Here is a 19,411-nt window from a genome sequence, read left to right as displayed (position 1 = left end):
TTGTATTCTCCTTACGAACGTAGTTTAAAAGCTGACTACCAGAAACATCTTGAATCGCTCTGGTGCATAGACTGCATGGGGGACGTTGCCGGGCAAGAGAATCGATTCTCCACTTCTTACAGTGAATTTCTTTTCATCGATTGTTACTTCCCCTACTCCGTCCAACGCAATGACCAGTGCATCCCCGCCGCTTGCGTGGGTACTGATCTCCCTTGATACTGGACCAGATCTGCAAAGACTTGGACTTCAGATGCTTTGCAATTCTTGAACATCGTTTCTTCTCCTCTTGCTTGCCTTCACTCGTACTGTAGAGCATTCCCAAAGAAGCGTATGTTGGTTTTCCAACAAACTTGGAAATTTTTGATTTCTTCCGGCAATCTTGTCCTAGCCTGCAAAACCTCCTATACTCTGCCCTATGAATTGAGGGGGAAATCTGGTTTGGGAATCCTAGAACTATTGTTGGTCGCCATCGGTCTAGCCATGGATTCGTTTACAGTATCCTTGTGCAAAGGATTGAGAATGAGGCGCATCAACTACGGGCAAGCCTTGGTAATCGCCCTTTTCTTCGGCTTCTTTCAAGCAATGATGCCCCTCCTTGGATGGATACTGGGCATTCAGTTCGAGCAGTACATAACTTCAGTCGACCATTGGATCGCATTCATCCTGTTGGCCGTCATCGGCTCAAAAATGCTGTATGACACCCTTGCCGAGGATTCATCCTGTCCTGTTCAAACGATCGATCGACTCGATCTGAAGGAACTGCTGCTGTTGTCCATCGCCACGAGCATCGATGCGCTCGCAGTAGGCATAACGTTGGCGTTCCTCAAGACCGATATTCTTCTATCCATATCCCTGATCGGAATTGTCACCTTCATCCTCTCTCTGGCTGCGGTGGCAATCGGAAACCGGTTCGGCAACCGCCTGCAAAGCAAAGCCGGTATTGCAGGCGGCGCGGTGCTCATACTCATTGGGCTGAAAATCCTGCTTGAGCACCTGGGTGTCATCACATTCTAATTCTGATTCCCATCATCCTCCGGCTCACCGCGGGTCACCCTGCCCATCAAGAGGAAGGCGATCAGCATGGAGACCGATCCATAGAGGAAAATTGCCCTGAACCCAAAGAAATCGATGAACGCTCCGGTAATCGGGGGGGAGATGATCGAAGCCAACTGGCTGAAAAAGTAGTAGAGGCCGGTATAGATGCCCACTGTCTGATAGCTCGACATCTGCCAAAGCATGGGAAAGCTGTTGGTCACCACCGACACCCAGAAAATGCCGAAGCAGAACAACATCGCCCAGAAGGTGTATTGGCGAATTGCAGCACCCAGGTGCGCAGTAAGCGGGTCGTGGAAGAAAATGGCCGCCAGCAGCACCACGAGAACAGAAAGGGAGATGCGGATGGTCTTCTTTCGCCCGATGCGATGGGCAACAATACCCGAGGGTATGGCAAAGATGGCATAGGCAATGCCGACCATGCCGGCAGCCAGGCTTGCCGTTCCACTGCTGGTCTTCAGGATGTCCTTCGAGTACAGCCCGACAAACGGCAGAATCCCCTGATAGCCGATAAACCAGAACAACAACGAAAACAGGATGAAGAGTGCGCTCTTGTCCTGTTCACTGAAAATGACTTTCAAAGAAGCCAAAATCGGCTCCTTCTTCTCGGCCTGCTCATGTACAACAGCCTTCTTCTCCTTCACAAAGAAGTACAGCAGGATGACTGCAAGCAAAACCAGGATCGAAGAAATCGGAAATGCCAGGATATCCTTGGTAGGGCCCCGTCCGGGCAGATTGATCGGAACATCCATCAACCGGGCAAGACCAACAGTCCCTACGATGGTCGCAATGCCACCCATGGTGTTGATCACCCCGTTTGCCTCACTGCGAAGATCACCGGGAATCATATCGGGCATGAGCGCCACAACGGGCCCTCTGACAGCCTGTTTGAACAGGTTGAGCACAAAAACCAGGACGATGAGCAACCAAACGCTGTACAGAGAGGCGATGGGAATCAGGCCGAAGGCAACAGCTGTCACCGGCAGGCAGATGATGATGAACGGCATCCTTCTGCCGATTCTCGTATGAGTTCGATCGCTAATGGCGCTGAACACAGGGATGAGGAAAATGGCCAACATGTTATCAAGGGTCATAATCGAGCCGATCAGCGCTTTGGACTCGACATAGCGGGCCAAGAAAATCGGAACATAGGTGTCATACAGGGGATCCATCAACCCCATGGTGAAGAATCCGAGCCCGATGAGGAAGGTGGTCAGATAGTACCCCTTCAGACCCCGTTTTTGTGCTTTGGCCATACAACAACTCCTTTGTGCGTGCAGTTGATTTCAGTGTACCATGAAATTATTACGATATGATGAGTATTATACCATGCTCTGGACGAAATTCTGACTTTACGGTACACCTTCGTCATGCACAAACACCGACAGTCAACCATCATTACATCCAAAGAAGCGTTAAGCACCCATCTAGCGCTCACCGAGGATGAATGGTTGTTCGACTCTGATGATCCTACCTCCCTGCCTCTGAAAATTCCCTGCTATTTTCTTGCTCTCATCGACAAGAACGACCCAGAGGATCCCATCCGCCGCCAGGTTGTTCCCACCAGGCGGGAACAACAGGTGCTTTTTGAAGAACACCTTGATCCGCTGGCAGAAGTCGACCACAGTGTCACCGACCGTCTCATCCACCGCTATCAGAGCCGGGTGGCATTCTTGACAACCGATGTCTGCCCCCTCCATTGCCGCTACTGCTTCCGTAGGCGTTTTACCGGCACCTTCCAAGGACCGGCCACCAAACAGCAGGTAGAGCAGGCAGCAGCCTACGTTCATGTTCATCCCGAAGTGAAAGAAATCCTCTTTACCGGCGGCGATGTCCTCACGCTTTCAAACAAAGCACTCGAAAAGATGATCAAAGCATTCAGGGACAAACGGCCCGACTTGGTCATCCGCCTCTGCAGCAGGATGCCTGCATCCTATCCGATGCGCATCAAAGCCGATTTGATCGCCATGCTCAAGCAGTTCGACAGCGCCCCGTTTTATCTGATGACACAGTTCAACCACCCTCGTGAGTTGACAGCCCGGGCGATCGAGGCGGTCAGGCTTTTTGTTGATGGGGGAATTCCTGCGATGAACCAGACGGTGCTGCTGAAGGGAGTGAATGACGAGGTCTCCACCCTGGAAGAGCTGTGCAACACCTTGGTTTTCAACCGCATCAAGCCTTACTACCTCTTCCAAGGAGACTTGGTATCGGGGACAGCTCATTTTCGGGTACCCCTCAAGGAGGGGCTGGCGATCGAGGCCGAGCTCAGGAAGCGCCTGAGCGGACTGGCCATGCCTTTGTATGCAATCGACCTTCCCCAAGGAGGAGGAAAGGTACCCTTGATGCAAGGATACCTCTCCGAACAATCCGGTTGCGGGCTCTGGTCCTTCAGGACCGTAGAGGGTGAAACAAGAACCTATCCCGACCCTATGGAGCAATCCTCTTCAGAACATCCTCGATAGCCTTGTTTCGTATCTCCTGACGCTGTCTCTCATACTCCTCGGGAGCAAGGAACACCACCTTCTCCTTTTCTTCAAAGACAGGAACCGTAATGATGGGCTGTCCTTGCTTGGGTACCGACGGGGCCTCGACTGTCACCGTGGTCTGCACTGTCTTGGGGATCGAAGGAGCCGCAGGTTGCACAAGAACCAGTGCTGGGACCGGAGCGCTCGGAATGGGCTCTGCAGGCTGGACGACAGCGGGTGCGACACTCGGAGCGCTGGGGACGGAAACGGGTTCAGCAATGGGCTCTGCAGGTTCTTCCTGGAGAATAATTGGAGCAGTCTCCATCTCGCTTGGCGACGTCACCACCTCTGGTGCAATTTCAACGACCGGGGCGACAGGCGCCGTTTCGCTTTGAGCCTGTACTTGTATTGAAGGACGTTTCACTGAAGGAGCTGCAGGGACCCTTACCAGGGGCATGGATGCAACATAGGCATTCACCTCTTCCCTCACAGTCGTCTCCATCTCGTCCAGCAAAGCAGGCACCAGGTCGAGCACAATCTGGTTGCGATAAGTGTCATACAAGGCAATCAAGTCCGACTCCTCCAAAGCAGGGGCAATGCTCTCTCGCAGGCTTGCAAGATAACTTTCCTTGTTTGCCTCCAATTGCGCGACCACCTGCTCCACCACCTGGGGAATCTTTGCATCAACAAGTTGCGGCAGGAGGCTCAACAACTCTGCCTTGTTGCTCGCAATCGCCTCCGACATGACCGACTGTATCTGATTTCCATTAGCAACCGCATCAGCCTGCAGGTTTTCCCTGAGGGCTTGAAGATTGGAAAGCATCGATTGCTCCATCTCCTGACGGAAATTCCCCAGTTGTGATTGCAGAGCTTCGGCCAACAAGGGCTGGACAGACTTGGACAACTCAAAGGCCAATGCCTGGTCGGCAAGCAACTGGGATCGGATGGACTGCGCAAGCGGCCCTTCCAACTCCTGTTTGAGTGTGGGAAGGAGTTCCTTGGCCAAGGCCAGGGTATTTGAGACGTCTTGGACAGAGGGCTTTTTGACTGGAGGCTGAACCTCCATCAGGGGTACGGACTGTCTCTGCCTTGCTTGCTCAAGGATTTCATTTGGTACACCAGGACGCATAAACCACAGTCCTGCGAATACAAACAATGTCACCACTATGGTGATGACCAGTACATTGATCCGAACCGCTTTATTCATATCAAACCCTCATATTGCCACGATTTCAAAACTGTGGAGAAATCGGTAATCCTATCGTAGCACAATAGGTTGCAACTTGTCGATGAATTAACGTTCTTGAGCGGGTATTGTGCAACACCTTCACCGGTTTTTTCCCTGCCAGGGAGGCGACATTGATGTCCTTCTGTGCACGCTCGCGGTCAAGAAAACGCTTCCAGGAAAGTCGCTCCCTGCCTTTCGCCCTCAGGTACCTGACCAAAAGCGGGGCTTGAATGAACACGATATGGTCACAGAGGTCGGCCAAACCCATTCGGCCGAGCAGCGCGGCATTGAGAATGATTGCCTCTTTGTTCTGCTGCCTCGCCTGGTCGATCATGTGCTTGCAAGCCTCAACCATCTCGGGATGGGAGATGCTTTCCAGCACTTTGAGCTTTCTTGGATCTGAGAACACCAGGGCCCCCAACTTCTTCCGGTCAATGGCCCCGCCGGTCAGGATGTCGCTTCCAAAGGCTTGGATAATCTTTTGTTCGCTTGTCTGCAACGCTGCGTGCCCCAAGGTATCGACATCCACGACGGGAAACCCAAACGATGCAAAAACCGAGGAGTATGCGTTCTTCCCTGCACAGGCTTTCCCCGTGATTCCAATCACCAGCATCAGTGGATATCCCCCCAGTTGGAACCTACCTCGATGCTCGTACGCAAGGGGACACTGAGCGCAACTGCATGTTCCAATGCTTCTTTGACGACAGCCTTGGTCTGTTCAATTTCGGCTTCCGGGACTTCAAAAATGAGTTCGTCATGAATCTGTAACAACAGGCGGGCACCCAGCTTATGCTCCTTGAGCATGGCATCGACTCGAAGCATGGCGAGCTTCATGATGTCGGCGGCGCTTCCCTGGATGACGGTATTGACGGATATACGCTCGGCTTTCGCCCGTTCCACGGCACTGCGGCTGTTGATCTCCGTGATGGTGCGCACATGGCCGAGCAACGTCGAGACCGATCCTGTTCTTTGGGAGGTTGCTTTGGTTTCTTCTACAAATGTGCGGACTGCACTATACCGTTCAAAGTATTGCTCGATGAACTGCTTCGCCTCGGAGTGGGGAATCTTCAGGTCCATTGCCAGGCTGTGGGTTCCCATGCCGTACATGACCCCGAAGTTGATCGTCTTGGCAATCCTTCGTTGTTCGGCTGTCACCTGCTCAAGCGGAACATCGAAAATCAGGCTGGCGGTGAACCTGTGTACGTCGATACCGGCTTCAAACGCCCCTTTCAGGCCGGGATCGTCGGCCATATGGGCCAGCACCACCAACTCTATCTGGGAGTAGTCGGCAGAGAGGAAGAGGTGGCCGGCTTTGGGTACAAAGGCTGAGCGGATTCTCCTGCCCTCCTCCGTCCTGACCGGTATGTTCTGCAGATTGGGGTCCTTGCAGGAGAGCCGGCCGGTTTCTGTTCCGGTCTGGGCAAATGAAGGATGAATCCTCTGTGTCTTCTCATTGATCTGCTGCGGCAGTTTGTCGATATAGGTTGTCTTGAGCTTGTTGAGCATCCGGTATTGAAGGATGAGCTCGACCTCAGGATAGCTGTCCCTCAACGGTTCCAGCACATCGGTGGAGGTGGAAAACCCGGAACGCGTTTTTGCCCCGGTTGGAATATTTCGTTCAACAAAGAGCACCTCTTGAAGCTGTTGAGGCGAATTCAGGTTGAACTCATGGCCGCACATGGAAAAAATCTGACTGCGTATAGCATCGATGCGCTGCTCGAATTCCGCTGAAAGCGGTTCGATGAGCTTGCGTTCGAGGTAGATGCCGGCAAGCTCCATCTCGGCGATGATCCGAAGCAGCGGCATTTCCAACTCATCCAGAAGCGTGCGAAGATTGCGTGCCGCAAGCAGCTCGGCAAAGAGTTTGTAGAGACGGAAGGTGATATCGGCATCCTCAGCGCCATAGAAGACCGCTTGGTCCAGGGGGATGTCCGAGAGCAGCTTGTCCTTGGGCACGATGTCGCTGTAGCGGACCGTTTTGTGATTCAAATACTTTTCAGCAAGGTAGTCCATGTTGAAGACGGATGTGCTGTCCAACAGCCAGGCAGCCACCATGGTGTCAAACACCATGCTCTTGACCTTGATGCCCCATTGGCTGAGAACCTTGTAGTCATATTTGATGTTCTGCCCCACCAACGACAGCTTGGCTGTGCTGAAGTAGGAATCGAGCAGGTCCCTGGCCTGCCGCCTGTCCACAAGCTCCCTGCCTTCATGTACAAGAGGCACGTAGTAGGAAGTGCCTTCAACCCAGCAGAACGAGAAGCCGATCACCTGGGCCGTCATCTCATCCAAGCCGGTCGTCTCAAGATCGAAAGCCATCACGCCACCGGCCTGTACGGCTTCATCAAACAGTCTTTTGACCTGGGCAAGATCGGTAACCGCCACATAGGAGGCTGTACCGGCCTGCGTCTTCACTTCAGCCTTGGGAGGAGCAGGCGCGGCGCCGTCTCCGTTCGAGGCCCTTCCCAGCTCCTTGATGATGCTTCGCATCCCGATTTCCTGAAACAGGGGAACGGCGGCATCGTAATCCACATCGCGTACCAAATACTGCTCGGTGTCGAAGGTCTCAACGGTGAAAAGGTCTCGTTTCAGTTCAACAAGGCGCTTGCTCAACTTGGCGTTCTCTTCACCCTCGACCAGTTTCTTCTGCAAACCGGGAGCAATGAGCTTGAGATTGGCATAAATGCCCTCCAAGGATTCGAACTGCTGCAAAAGTTTGGCAGCCCCCTTCTCCCCGATGCCCTTCACACCGGGAACATTGTCGGAGGAATCGCCCAGCAGGGAGAGGTAATCGACTACCTGCGACGGCTTTATCCCGTACTCTTCCTCTACTTCAGCACACCCCATGAGCCGGTAGAACTTCTCATTTTTCTTTGCCGGCCTGAGTGCAAAGGTATGTTCATCGACCAGCTGCAGAAGGTCCTTGTCGCCGGTAAACATGATGGTGTCGATCTGATGGCGGGTTGCCTCGTCGCTGAGCGTGGCGATGATGTCATCGGCCTCAAAGCCCTGCATCTCTATCGTGGGTATCTTCAAGGCTTTGAGGATGTTCTGGATGAGCGGAACCTGGGTGTGCAGCTCCTCGGGAGCCGCGTCACGGTTTGCTTTGTAGGGCTCGTACAAGCTGTGACGGAACGTCGGTCCGATGCTGTCCATCGCCACCACCAGATAGTCGGGATTATACTCGCGGATGAGCTTGAGCAAGGTGGAGAAGAATCCGTAGATTGCTGATACATTATTGCCTTGGGCGTCTCGGATCGGATTGGCAAAGAACCCGAAAAAGGAGCGGTAAATGAGGCTGTAGCCATCGATGATATAGAGTTTTTTCTGGTTACTGAGTGTGGTGGGGCTCACAGCCTTCGGCTCTTGCGGCTTAGGGGGCACTGACAATACCCGATCCTTGGCCTCCAAGGCAAGTTTCTCCTGATCGAAGTCCTGGTTTGTAAACAATTCGTCCATATTCAACTCCCTACTGCTATATGCAGCATATCATAGGCCACCTGAAACCCCTCAGGCAACTCAGCGGACAGCCCGGTATGGCTCAGTCCATGGCTCAAATGGGTAAGGAACACCCGTTTTGCACCAACTTTCCGGGCAAATGCCACCGCTTCAAAAACACTGTAGTGGGTGGGATGAGGCCAATAACGCAACGCACCCACCACCAAGGTATCGAGCCCCTCAAAGTACTCAATACTCTGCTCGGGTACTTCACTGCAGTCGGTCGCATAGGCAAACGAGCCGATGCGAAAGGCAAATATCTCCCGTTTCCCATGAAGGATGGGTATGGGCAGGACCTTGCAACCGCCGATTTGAACCGCTTCATACGGTTTGAGAATCCGCAAATCCAGATGAGGAATTCCCCCGGCGATATCATCGCCGTTGAGGACATAGCTGAAACGGCTTTGGATCGCCTGCGCCACATCCTCCTTGCAGTATACAGGCAGACTGCGGTCTTTGCAAAACACCCGCAAGTCATCGATGCCGTTGAAGTGATCGGCATGGTCATGTGTGTAGAGCACAGCATCGAGATGATGCAAGGCGGATCTGAGAGCCTGCAGCCTGAACTCCGGAGAAGTATCGACCAGGATGGTGCTTCCCGCCTGCTGAAGAAGAATACTTGCACGGTAGCGGGTGTCCCGGGGATCGGAGGAGGTGCAGACAGGGCAGGAACAGCCAATGACGGGAATGCCGTGACTGGTGCCGGTACCGAGAAATGTGACATCCAATTGACTCATTTCGCCATATCCGACAAGTTCTTCACTGCATCCTCAAGTGCTTGTTGTCCTTGCTTTGCCGCATCCTTGAGCTTCTGCTGTACCTCAGGACTGGAGAGCAGCGACTGAAGGCGCTCGAAGGACTCCTGGGAGAACTCAGGATTCACCCTCAATGCTTCCAAGGCAGTCTGGACCTGAGAGTTCACCGAACCCTCTCGTAAAGCGAAACTCACCCCGAGAAACTGCATGCTCATGCTCGGAATAAAGAAGTACATGATGAAGAATGAAAGAATTGCAACAATGATGGATGACAGGAATGCATGAAAAAAACCTTTCTTGGCCATGGCTGAACTCCTCTAGGCAAATGTACCATACTTGGACGTCGCAGAAAAGCAACTCAGGCCCGGATTTCTCCGGGCCTGAGGAAATGATCGAATAGCTACTAGAAAAGAGAGAAAAGCAGGGAAACACCGAACTTGCCATCATCCATGTCAGCTTCGAAAAGCTTGTTCACTTCCTGGGCATTCTTGAAAGTGTAATCAGTTTCCAATGTATAGTTCAAACCAAGCATCAAACCGCCAAGGTTGAAGTCAACTGTTGCACGATAGGCGACAGGAGAGTTGATAAATGTATCACCAAAATTCTCAAGAGGTACAGGTACATTAGGATTATTTTTTTCAAACATGACAAAATCACCGGTGTCATTGTTCATTTCAATAATCCAGTTCGGACCGAGTCCGAAGCCAAGGCGGGCGAATCCCAACAAATCCATGGAAATACCGGCAGTTGTCAACAACTCGATCTTGGTATAGTCGACTCCACTTTTCGTACTCTGGGAGAACATACCAACCAAGTCAACTTCAGCAATCAACAGCTTGACACGGACGTCTGCACCAAGTGCATAGTTCTCAAATTTTGAGAAACCAGTGAAATCGTCGGCATCTGCAGAATCCTTAATATCACCCAAAATCGGCTTGTACTGCGCTGTAGCACCAAGGCTCAAATCAACGATTGCAGCACTGAGAGCTGCAGGCAACAAGACACACACGACAAGCAATGTGACCAAGAATCTTCTCTTCATATCGTACCCCTTTTTGCCAGTTTTCCTGTCATATAAGCGATTATGTTCCATAATCTAGAACATTTTTAGAGCCAACGCAAGGGAAAGAGTCCCCTTTTCAATAGCAAAAGCGCCCCACCATGCATCAGAAGCAACTATTGACCCAACGGTCTCCTTGCTTTCCAGCAAATATCTCAGTTTCACGGTGATTGGACCAACTTCTGTCCCAAGTCCAGCCTGCAGGTATACAGGGCTTTTCCAAACCGCTTCCCCGAAGGTTACATCCTCGGCATCCGCCTTTGCACCTTGGGCAAGTGCATAATAGGATTTAGAAACTGTACTGTTTGTAGGTACATAGGTCACCCCTACTCCTGCACCTAATTCGAGAGAGAGCAAAGGACCAAGTATGGGCAAATTCAGCGACCCCATGCCGATCATCAAGATTCCTGTTTCTTCTTCGTTGCACTGAATCGGGAAAATCATTGCCTGGGCCTGAAGGAAAGCGAGCCTGGCACTGACCTCTCCACCAAACAACCAATTGTTCGGATCTTCCATGCCTAATGAGAATTCGGTTTCTTCATCAGGCGAGTAGGCAGCTCCGAAGCCAAGACTTACGTTCAACAAGCTCCTCGCTCCAACGGAGACAGGCAGCAACAAACACAGGATGACCAACACGGCCAGAGACTTGTTTCGCATGGGGTGTAATTACTCCTCATCTCTATAACAGCACTCGAATACCGATTACTACAAAAGAATGAGAAATTTTTTGTTGAATTCTTGTACTATTTTGCTATAACTTCACAAAGTCTCGAGTTCCCGCATCCAGATCGTGCAAGCAGCATCGCTGCTCATCCGCCAATCCCCGCGTGGAGAGAGTGCAAGCGAGCCGATCTTCGGGCCGTCGGGCAGGCAGGATCGTTTGAACTGTTGGCTGAAGAAACGGCGGTAGAACGTCTTGAGCCAAGCAAGGATGAAGGACTGCTCATACTCGCCGGCAAACGCGAGTACTGCCAAACGATGGACCTTGGCAGGGCTGAAGCCCCACCTGATGGCATAATAGAGGAAGAAATCGTGCAGCTCGTAGGGCCCGACAATGTCCTCCGTCACCTGCTTGATTGTTCCATCGCTGTTCGCCGGAAGCAGTTCAGGGCTGACCGGTGTTGCAACAATATCGAGCAGGACCTTCCCGAGGGCCGGTTCGCTCTGGGCGGCGACATGCTTGACGAGGTGGCGAACCAAGGTTTTGGGGACCGAAGCATTGACCCCATACATCGACATGTGGTCTCCGTTGTAGGTCGCCCATCCCAAGGCAAGCTCGGACAGGTCGCCTGTTCCCACCACCAAAGCATTCAGCTTGTTGGCCAAATCCATCAACACCTGGGTCCGTTCACGTGCCTGGCTGTTTTCGTAGGTGACGTCCAACACCTCAGGATCGTGATCGATATCCTTGAAATGCTGAGCGACGGCTTTTGCAATCGAGATGGTCCTCAGTTCAACACCCAAGGCCTTGGCAAGCTGTACGGCATTGCCTTTGGTGCGTTTGGTGGTACCAAAGCCCGGCATGGTTACCGCAACGATGCCGCTTCGGCCCAAACCCAGCATATCGAAAGCCCGTACACAGACCAACAGAACCAACGTTGAGTCCAGCCCGCCGGAGAGCCCCACCACCACCGATTTTGTTTGGGTGTGGGCAAGACGTTGCTTCAGTCCAAGGGCTTGGAGCATCAGGATCTTCTCACATCGTTCGCTGCGGTTAGTCTCATCGGAAGGAACAAAAGGAGCCTTGTCGATAAACCGGGTAAGCGTACAGGCTGCAACCTTCCAAGAGAAGGAAATTGCCTGATAGGCACTCCTATCCGATTTGAAGGTTTGCATCCTGATGCGCTCGAGTGCAAGTTTCTGTACATCGATTTCAGTAATGAGCAGGGCATCGGTGACTCCATACTGCTCGCCCAGTTGTACGCCGTTCTCGTAGATGAGGTTGTGGGGGGTGAAGACCAAATCGGTTGAGGATTCGCCTTGTCCTGCATCACTGTACAAGTATGCACATACGAGTTTGGCGCTTTGGCTGGCCACCAGGCTGCGCCGGTACTCCTGTTTGCCGACCAGCTCGTCGCTGGCAGAGCAGTTGGTAATAACGGTGGCCCCCGCCAATGCATATCCGATGCTGGGGGAATCGGGGACCCACAAGTCCTCACAGACCTCGCAGGCCATGACAAATTCGGGAACTTCACTGTTTTGGAAGAGCAGGCGTGTTCCAAACCATGTGGTTTGTCCCAGGAGCGTTATCTCACGATTTCCGTCCTCGGGGGTGCAAAACCACCGCTTCTCATAAAATTCCTGATAGTTGGGCAGATGTTGCTTGGGAACAACTCCAAGAATAGAGCCCTTGTGGACAACCACGGCACAGTTGTAGAGATTTCCCTCAACGACCAAGGCGGAGCCGAAAACCAACAGCAGCTCACACTCCTTGCTTGCTTCAACAATTGCCGCTACTGCCTCGAGGCAGCCTGTCTGCAACGTCTGTTGCAGGAACAAATCGGCACAGGTATAGGCGCTGGTGACCAGTTCGGGAAGCACAAGCAGGCGCACCTGCTCTTGTTCGGCTTGACGCATGAGAAGCAGTATCGTCTGGGTGTTGAACAGACTATCGGCAACCTTGACGTGGGCAGAGGCGACAGCACACTTGATAAACCCGTCTTTCATTCTCGATTCTCCCTGCGGTCAAGGACTGCCACCGCCTCATGGTGGAAGGTTTGGGGGTAGAGGTCGAACACCCTGACCACAGTTGTAGTGTAGCCCTCACAGGCAAACCGTTGCAAGTCTCGTGCAAGAGTGACACTGTTGCAGGACACATAGACAACCCGCTCGGGTTTGAAGGAAGCAATCAGGGATGGTACGCTCTCATCCAACCCGGTACGGGGTGGGTCGACAACCACCGTATCGACTTTGATGCACTGCCGCTTGGCCCACACTTCCACTGAATCGGTAAAGAACTCACATGCATCAAGGTGTTTTTTTGCCAGCTGAAGACATTGTCCCTGCCGTTCAACCGCGATAAGACGCCTTCCCTTTTTTGCAAGAAACACACTGAAGGTTCCCACCCCGCTGTACAGGTCCATGACGGTGTTGCCTATTGCCTGGCTTGCCACATACTCACCCAGAGAAGCGGTCAGATACTTGTTTGACTGGAAGAAGATTTCGCTGGTGACAAAAAAGTGTTTCCCTCCTACACGAAGGCTGATCTCCTTGTCCAGAAGGGAGACGTCTGCATCCGAGGCAATGGCGGGAACTTCCAAGTACCCTCCTTTCCTCGCTTTATTGGCGAACATCGCCTTTCTTGCTGCTTCAAACAGGGGTTTCGGGTCTGCAAGCAAAGCATTGAGCCCCTCGGTGAGGATGGGACAGGAATCGATGCGGACAAGACTTGATGATTTGCGCTGAAGAAAACCAACCTGCTTGTTGGGCAAGTCCACATGGAATCGTACACGGTTTCGATAGTTCCAGGCAGGCCCGGTCACTGTCGGCTCAAGGTGGAAAGAACCTAGTTCCAAACCACCCAACCGGCTGAGGTTGTCAAGGACAATTTCTTGTTTGCACACAGCCTGAAAAGCTGCATCGGCATACTGGAAGTCACAACCACCGCAGATGTCCCAGTAGGGACAGGCAGGCTGAATGCGATGCCCGCTTGCCTCAAGCAGTGCATCGACGGTGGCAAGGTTGTAGCCGCCCTTGATCTGATCGATGGTGACGTCGACCACCTCACCGGGCAGCGTCCGGGCGACAAAGACCTTCTTTCCATCCTCTCCGATGGCAAGTCCATCCCCTCCGCTTATCAGCTTCTCAATGAAGAGGCGCATCACACAGCTCCCCAATGTACGTTGCAATAACAGCCATCCCCTGCTCCCAAAAACTCCTATCAGCCAGGTCGATGTCGACCAAGGAAGCCACCTCGCGTGCACTGAGGCTTCCCGTTGCAGCGAGCAGTGTCTTGTACTGCGCCGGAAAGGAAGAACCGGAATGCCTGCTCTTTTCGTACAAACCCAAGGCAAACAGCTGGCCGAAGGCATACGGGTAGTTGTAGAAGGAGAAATCCGAGGAGTAGTAGTGGCCTTTCGCCGCCCACATATAGGGATGGTACTCGACCAAACCATCGCCGTAGGTCCGCTTCTGGGCCTCTTCCATGATCGAGCAAAGCTCGAGCGCTGACAGCTCTCCATCCGGTCTTCTGGCAAAAACCTCCGTTTCAAAATAGAAACGGCTGAGGATATCGATGCAGACCTGCGTGGCATCCTGTACAAACTGCTCGACCAAGGCCAATCTCTGTTCGCCCGAGCTTTCGGCTAACGAGCCTTGGAATACAAGGAACTCACTGAAGATTGAAGCGGTCTCAGCCAGCGTCATGGGATAGGTTCTCTGAAGATTGCTCTTGGGAAGGACCACCGAGTCATGCCACGCATGCCCAAGTTCATGGGCCAAGGTCGAAACCCCGCTGTAGGTATAGTCAAAATTCGATAGTATCCTGCTCTGTTTTGCCAAGGGGAAGGATGTATCATAGGCTCCCCCTACCTTCCCCTTCCTGCTTTCCGGGTCGATCCAACGAGCCTTGAAGGCATAATCGGCAAAGGCTCCCATCTCCTGTGAGAAGGTGGAGAACTGCTTTACGATGAAGCTATGGGCTTCTTCATAGGTGAAATGACTCGCCTCTTTTCCCACTGGAGCAAATAGGTCATAGAAGCTGAGACCGGGAAGTCCAAGCAGTTGGGCTTTCTTCTTCAGGTACCTGCGGAAAAGAGGAAGGCTCTCTTCCAAGGTACCGATCAAGGCATCGAGAATCGAGCGGTCGATACGCGACTCAAACAAGGAACGATCAAGAGGAGAAGCGAACCCTCTCATCTTGTCAAGTGTCAACGTCGTCCCTTTCACCCCGTTCAATGCTGCAGCGAACGGCACCTCATACGCCTTCCACAGCGCAAGCTCCTTTTCAAAAGCGACTTTGCGGACATTGCGGTCGGCATTGGTGGCATCACTGCGCAGCTGCACCACGGTCTTCACCGTCTCTGCATCCCACTGCGTATGGATGCTTGAGCCCATGGCTTCCTGCAACCGGGAGAACGCATCGGTTCCAGACCGGGCGAGGTCGCTGGCCAAGGCCTCCAATTCGGGGGCCATCTGGTGCTTCTGCTCTTCAAGCAGCTCTTGCAAGGGGAACCGGTACGCTTGGAGGTCTCCGCCTTGGCTCGTCCGTTTTTCAACCTCATCGCCCCTTTGGGCAAGGTAGTTGAGAAACAGCACCTCCAAATGCTGCACTACCAAGGAAGCCTCCTCCACCTGACTCACCGCCTTCAGGAAAAGCGGATTGGATGTATTGGTGGTCAGGCAGGCGGAACTGTACGCGTTGAGGTTCTCCAGATAATCGAGAACCAACTCATAGCGCTCGATACTCTGTTTCAGATCACATGACCCAGTCTCAAGATCTGCTTCCAAGGCCTTTGATTCCGTTACTACCGTGTGAAGGTCCTCTGAAAATTCCTTGCTGTCACAGCCAGGATAAATGGGAGTGAGATCCCATGCAGGCAACGTATTCATTGATGGCTCCTTCTACAGATGCAGATCGTACTCTGCAATTTTGTTGATGAGTGTGCGGCGGCTGATGCCCAACTCCTCGGCGGCACGGGTTCGGTTTCCCTCCCAACGGTGCAGTGCACGAATGATGGCATCGATTTCCACATCCTTGAGGCTTTTTGCCTCGGCATCGGACAGCTTGGGTTCCTCCTTGGACTGGGTGTGCAGGGAGACCGAACCCCTCAGGTCAAGGTCGTCACTCTGGATCTCATCCCCGCTGCTGAAAATGACAGCCCTTTCCAGAATGTTCTCCAACTCGCGGACGTTGCCGTAAAACTCATGGCTGCACAGCAGGGCCAAGGCATCAGCGGAAAAACCAGTGACTTTATGCCCCATCTGCCGATTGAGCCGCTTCAGGATTCCTGCCGCCAGCAACGGGATGTCTTCGTGCCGCTCACGCAGGGGTGGAATGACTATGCGCACGACGTTGAGACGGTAAAACAGGTCCTCGCGGAAGACACCATCGCGGACACGCTGTTCCAAATCCTTGTTGGTAGCGGCAATAATGCGGGCATTGATCGGCATGGCGGCGGTTCCGCCAAGCCTGGTGATTTTCCGGTCCTGCAGCACACGCAGGATCTTTACCTGCAGAGAGAGCGGCATATCGCCGATCTCATCGAGAAAAAGTGTGCCTCCGCTGGCCAATTCGAACATACCGGTCTTGCGCGAAACCGCACCGGTAAACGCTCCTTTCTCATACCCGAAAAGCTCGCTTTCCAGAAGGTTCTCGGGCACCCCGCCGATATTGATGGCCACAAAGGGGCCATCCTTCACAGGACTGGAAGCATGGATCTCACGGGCAACCACTTCTTTTCCGGTGCCGCTTTCACCGGTGATCAGGACGGTGGAGTTGGTATCAGAAATCTTGCCGATTACCTCCTTGATCCGCTTGATCGAGGAGCTCTCGCCGACAAAAATCTGTTTGTCCTCATCGGTGTTGTTCCTCGTCTCGCTCTCCACCAGGTTGCGCAGATGCTGGGCTTCCACCAATTTTTTGAGACGAATCACCAATTCTTCAGGGTCGAAGGGCTTTACGATATAGTCCTGGGCTCCTTCCTTGAGTGCTGAAACCGCATCACTGATCTCTCCGTGCGCACTGACCATGATGATCGGCATGCGAAAGCCTTCACTGCGGATCCAGCTGATCAAGGAAAGCCCGTCCATGCCGGGCATTTTCAAATCAACCAGGCAGGCATCATAGGCAACTTCTGAAAGCATGCGCTGGGCGGACAGTCCATTTTCTGCACAATCACTTTCAATGCCGTCCAGACTCAGGTAGCGATGCATCAAGTCGCGAATATTTGGTTCATCATCCACTATCAGTATCTTCATTTCACTTCCTCTTCGACCAGCTTCACCGGATGGAGCGACCGTGGAAGGATGACCTCTGCCACGGTACCGCCTCCTTCGCGGGCGTACAAGCGTATATTTCCGCCCCGGGCCTTTACAAATTGCCGACTGATGGATAGGCCTATGCCTGAACCATGAATCTTTGTGGTAAAGAAGGGATCGAATATTTTCTTTGCATCACCGAGACGGATTCCATCCCCCCGGTCCATGACAAAAACATGTACGAAATTTTTTTTATCAGTAGTGATGCGCACCTCTACCTGGGGATCGTGATCGTTGGAGCTCTCGACAGCGTTCTTGAGCAGATTCTCAAATATTGAACGAGCCCGGTCGCTGTCAATCACTATCTGAACCCGTTGTTCGCTGACAAACCGTATCGGCTTGTCAAAGCATTTGATCAGGGAGGTAAACAGCTCAGTCAAGTCTACAGAAACAGGCGTTCCTATCGGGTTGCGCAAGAAGTCACTGACTTTATTGGTCAACTGGGTGAGCCGCTGTACTTCCTGCTCGATCAGGAGCAAATCCCCGGCATGCTGCTTGGGAAGCGTCTTCTTCAGCAAAGCCAACTGAATGGTGATGGCGCTCAGTGGATTCTTTATCTCATGCGTCAAGGTACGGGCTGCCTGCCCGAGATTCACCAGACTCTCCTGCTTGGTCAAGGCATCCCGGTACCGGCGGTTGTTGCGATAGATGCTGAGTACCAACAGGAACAAGCTGATGAGCGTTAACGTGGAAATGATTCCGATCACCGTAATCACCACGAGGCGGTGATGATAGCTCTGCCCATCAAAATGGAGGTAGAGAACATCGGGAAAATCGATGGGTGTGGGCAGCAGTCCGCTCTCGGTCAGGGTGAGCTCCCCGGTATCGAGGAGGATGGTGAGCCGGCTGAAACGGATGTACTCGATCATCCCCGTCTCACGGTTGTAGGTGGCTATTCCTGTATTGGGATTACTCTTGTTCAAGGAATCATGCGAAGTGGAAAACCTATCAAGGGGGATGGTCATGGGCACGTTGCCGAGGCTGAGAACCTTGCGACCCATGGAACTGTACACGCCAATACCGGAGATATTCTCGTCCTGCATGGTTTTCAGTGCTTTGGAGGTACTATCCTGCAGAGCAAGAAACACCGAGTTGAAAGCCCGTTCAGCCTCGCTTTGCATGCGAAGCTGCTCTCGTTCCACAAGTGCAGTGGTGAGAAAAATTACGAGTGCAATGAGTACGACAAAAGCAAATGCAAGGCTGGTTATGACAATGAAAGGTTCCTTTGCATCCACAATCATCCATCGAGTTCGTTTAGCTTTCAACCGTACATCTCCCACCCATGTTATTCATAATTGAGGGCGTCGATCGGGTCGAGCCGGGAGGCCTTCATCGCAGGATACCACCCGAAAAAGACACCGACAAACATGGAAAAGCCCATTGCAAGTATGAACGAGGTGTAGGATAAATGCAACGACCAATCCATCAGGTTGGTCACCGCATAGCTGAGCAGCGAGCCCAACGCAACACCAAGCAGGCCGCCGAGAATCGTCAAGGTGAGAGCCTCTACGATGAACTGTCCGCGAATCACACTGGGACTTGCCCCGAGAGCCTTGCGGATGCCGATTTCCTTCGTGCGCTCTGCAACGGAGACAAGCATGATGTTCATGATTCCGATGCCTCCGACCAGCAGGCTGATCGCTGCTATGGCTGCAAGGAAGGCACTGAAGGTTCCCGTAATCTGGTCGGCCATTTCAGCAAGCGAAGCCGGGCTGAAAAGGTTGTATCCGTCGGTACCGACTATGCCGTCCAAATATTCGGTAACCCTGTCGGAAACCTCAATGGTGTCATACCCTTCCTGCACTTTTACCACATACGCTCCTACTCCGCTGGTTCTGAGAAATCTCTGACCATAGGTATTGTAGGGAATAAAGACAGTGTTGTCGTAGGAGAGGTTGAAGGTTGCGTCCTTCGATTCAAGCACCCCGACGACCAAATAACTTTTTGCCTGGTTGCGGAACAGACTCACATACTGACCCAAGGCTTGTTGGTCAGGGAACAACGTTTCTGCAACCGTCGAGCCCAGCACTACGACCTGTCGGCGGTTGATGTTGTCCATATCGCTGAAAAACGAACCTTCGGCGTATTCAAGATTCAATACCGATCCGTAGTCGGAAAGCACCCCGGCAACCGATGCGTTCATGGATTCCTTTCCGTACCGGACACGGGCACTGCTGTTGTTTTGCGGCAGAACGGTCTGCAGTCCTTCAACATCGCGGATGAGCATATCGGAGAACTCCTCGTTGAAAGTTCCTGTAGTACGTTGTCCGTAGGAGGGATAGATGGTAATCATGTCCAAGCCGCCGACGGCGATGCTCTCGGTAATGCTCTGCGAAGCACTCTGGCCGATGGTGAGGATGGCGACCACCGAGGC

At 52.8% G+C, this 19,411-nt stretch carries 17 protein-coding genes; 2 read left to right on the top strand and 15 right to left on the bottom strand.

Translation table 11 applies throughout. The annotated features are described in order from the left end of the window. Positions 1-24: 24 nt before the first annotated feature. Entirely contained in the window at positions 25-165 is a 141-nt protein-coding gene (locus B3K89_RS09735) for a cupin domain-containing protein (RefSeq protein WP_345907339.1), read from the bottom strand. A gap of 273 nt (positions 166-438) precedes the next feature. On the opposite strand from B3K89_RS09735, the gene B3K89_RS09730 reads away from it, so the two are divergent. Next, complete coding sequence (locus B3K89_RS09730) at positions 439-1,014, top strand: manganese efflux pump MntP family protein (RefSeq protein ID WP_293894429.1); 576 nt, start codon at positions 439-441, stop codon at positions 1,012-1,014. Here B3K89_RS09730 and B3K89_RS09725 read toward each other — a convergent pair. Then, the gene (locus B3K89_RS09725) at positions 1,011-2,309 is read right to left on the bottom strand and encodes an MFS transporter (protein WP_345907338.1); all 1,299 of its coding nucleotides are present in this window, start codon (positions 2,307-2,309) and stop codon (positions 1,011-1,013) included. The two genes, B3K89_RS09730 and B3K89_RS09725, sit on opposite strands and share 4 nt — an antisense overlap. 114 nt (positions 2,310-2,423) lie before the next feature. On the opposite strand from B3K89_RS09725, the gene B3K89_RS09720 reads away from it, so the two are divergent. Continuing rightward, entirely contained in the window at positions 2,424-3,515 is a 1,092-nt protein-coding gene (locus tag B3K89_RS09720; protein WP_293894423.1) for a KamA family radical SAM protein, read from the top strand. Here the strand turns inward: B3K89_RS09720 and B3K89_RS09715 are convergent. The 13 genes from B3K89_RS09715 to B3K89_RS09655 all read right to left on the bottom strand — a co-directional run. After that, entirely contained in the window at positions 3,481-4,725 is a 1,245-nt protein-coding gene (locus B3K89_RS09715; protein ID WP_293894420.1) for a hypothetical protein, read from the bottom strand. The two genes, B3K89_RS09720 and B3K89_RS09715, sit on opposite strands and share 35 nt — an antisense overlap. A 25-nt stretch (positions 4,726-4,750) precedes the next feature. Continuing rightward, on the bottom strand, positions 4,751-5,359 hold the full coding sequence (gene coaE / locus B3K89_RS09710; RefSeq protein WP_293894417.1) for a dephospho-CoA kinase: 609 nt from the start codon (positions 5,357-5,359) through the stop codon (positions 4,751-4,753). Then, positions 5,359-8,205, bottom strand: a complete 2,847-nt coding sequence (gene polA, locus B3K89_RS09705; RefSeq protein WP_293894414.1) for a DNA polymerase I — start codon at positions 8,203-8,205, stop codon at positions 5,359-5,361. The genes coaE and polA overlap by 1 nt, the downstream gene beginning before the upstream one ends. Positions 8,206-8,207: 2 nt before the next feature. Continuing rightward, positions 8,208-8,981 (bottom strand): MBL fold metallo-hydrolase, encoded by a 774-nt coding sequence (locus tag B3K89_RS09700; protein WP_293894411.1) that lies wholly within the window; start codon positions 8,979-8,981, stop codon positions 8,208-8,210. Continuing rightward, positions 8,978-9,304: a hypothetical protein gene (locus B3K89_RS09695; protein WP_293894408.1), complete on the bottom strand. Its 327-nt coding sequence runs from the start codon at positions 9,302-9,304 to the stop codon at positions 8,978-8,980. The genes B3K89_RS09700 and B3K89_RS09695 overlap by 4 nt, the downstream gene beginning before the upstream one ends. 98 nt (positions 9,305-9,402) lie before the next feature. Then, positions 9,403-10,041: a hypothetical protein gene (locus tag B3K89_RS09690; protein ID WP_293894405.1), complete on the bottom strand. Its 639-nt coding sequence runs from the start codon at positions 10,039-10,041 to the stop codon at positions 9,403-9,405. A 54-nt stretch (positions 10,042-10,095) separates the two neighbouring features. After that, positions 10,096-10,716 (bottom strand): hypothetical protein, encoded by a 621-nt coding sequence (locus B3K89_RS09685; RefSeq protein WP_293894403.1) that lies wholly within the window; start codon positions 10,714-10,716, stop codon positions 10,096-10,098. A gap of 102 nt (positions 10,717-10,818) precedes the next feature. Beyond that, the gene (locus B3K89_RS09680; protein ID WP_293894400.1) at positions 10,819-12,726 is read right to left on the bottom strand and encodes an NAD(+) synthase; all 1,908 of its coding nucleotides are present in this window, start codon (positions 12,724-12,726) and stop codon (positions 10,819-10,821) included. Further along, positions 12,723-13,880 (bottom strand): class I SAM-dependent RNA methyltransferase, encoded by a 1,158-nt coding sequence (locus B3K89_RS09675; RefSeq protein ID WP_293894397.1) that lies wholly within the window; start codon positions 13,878-13,880, stop codon positions 12,723-12,725. The genes B3K89_RS09680 and B3K89_RS09675 overlap by 4 nt, the downstream gene beginning before the upstream one ends. Beyond that, positions 13,864-15,609: a M3 family oligoendopeptidase gene (locus B3K89_RS09670; protein ID WP_293894394.1), complete on the bottom strand. Its 1,746-nt coding sequence runs from the start codon at positions 15,607-15,609 to the stop codon at positions 13,864-13,866. Before B3K89_RS09670 ends, B3K89_RS09675 begins: the two co-directional genes overlap by 17 nt. A gap of 12 nt (positions 15,610-15,621) precedes the next feature. Next, positions 15,622-16,977, bottom strand: a complete 1,356-nt coding sequence (locus B3K89_RS09665) for a sigma-54-dependent transcriptional regulator (protein WP_293894392.1) — start codon at positions 16,975-16,977, stop codon at positions 15,622-15,624. Then, the gene (locus B3K89_RS09660; RefSeq protein ID WP_293894390.1) at positions 16,974-18,302 is read right to left on the bottom strand and encodes a sensor histidine kinase; all 1,329 of its coding nucleotides are present in this window, start codon (positions 18,300-18,302) and stop codon (positions 16,974-16,976) included. Before B3K89_RS09660 ends, B3K89_RS09665 begins: the two co-directional genes overlap by 4 nt. 20 nt (positions 18,303-18,322) lie before the next feature. After that, the coding region (locus tag B3K89_RS09655) for an ABC transporter permease (RefSeq protein ID WP_345907337.1) at positions 18,323-19,411 on the bottom strand (1,089 nt) is incomplete at its 5' end.

The organism is Sphaerochaeta sp. UBA5849 (genome assembly GCA_002432715.1).
In the GTDB taxonomy this organism is placed as follows: domain Bacteria; phylum Spirochaetota; class Spirochaetia; order Sphaerochaetales; family Sphaerochaetaceae; genus Sphaerochaeta.
Note: the sequence above shows the minus strand (reverse complement) of the source record. Positions and strands in the feature narration are given on the sequence as shown.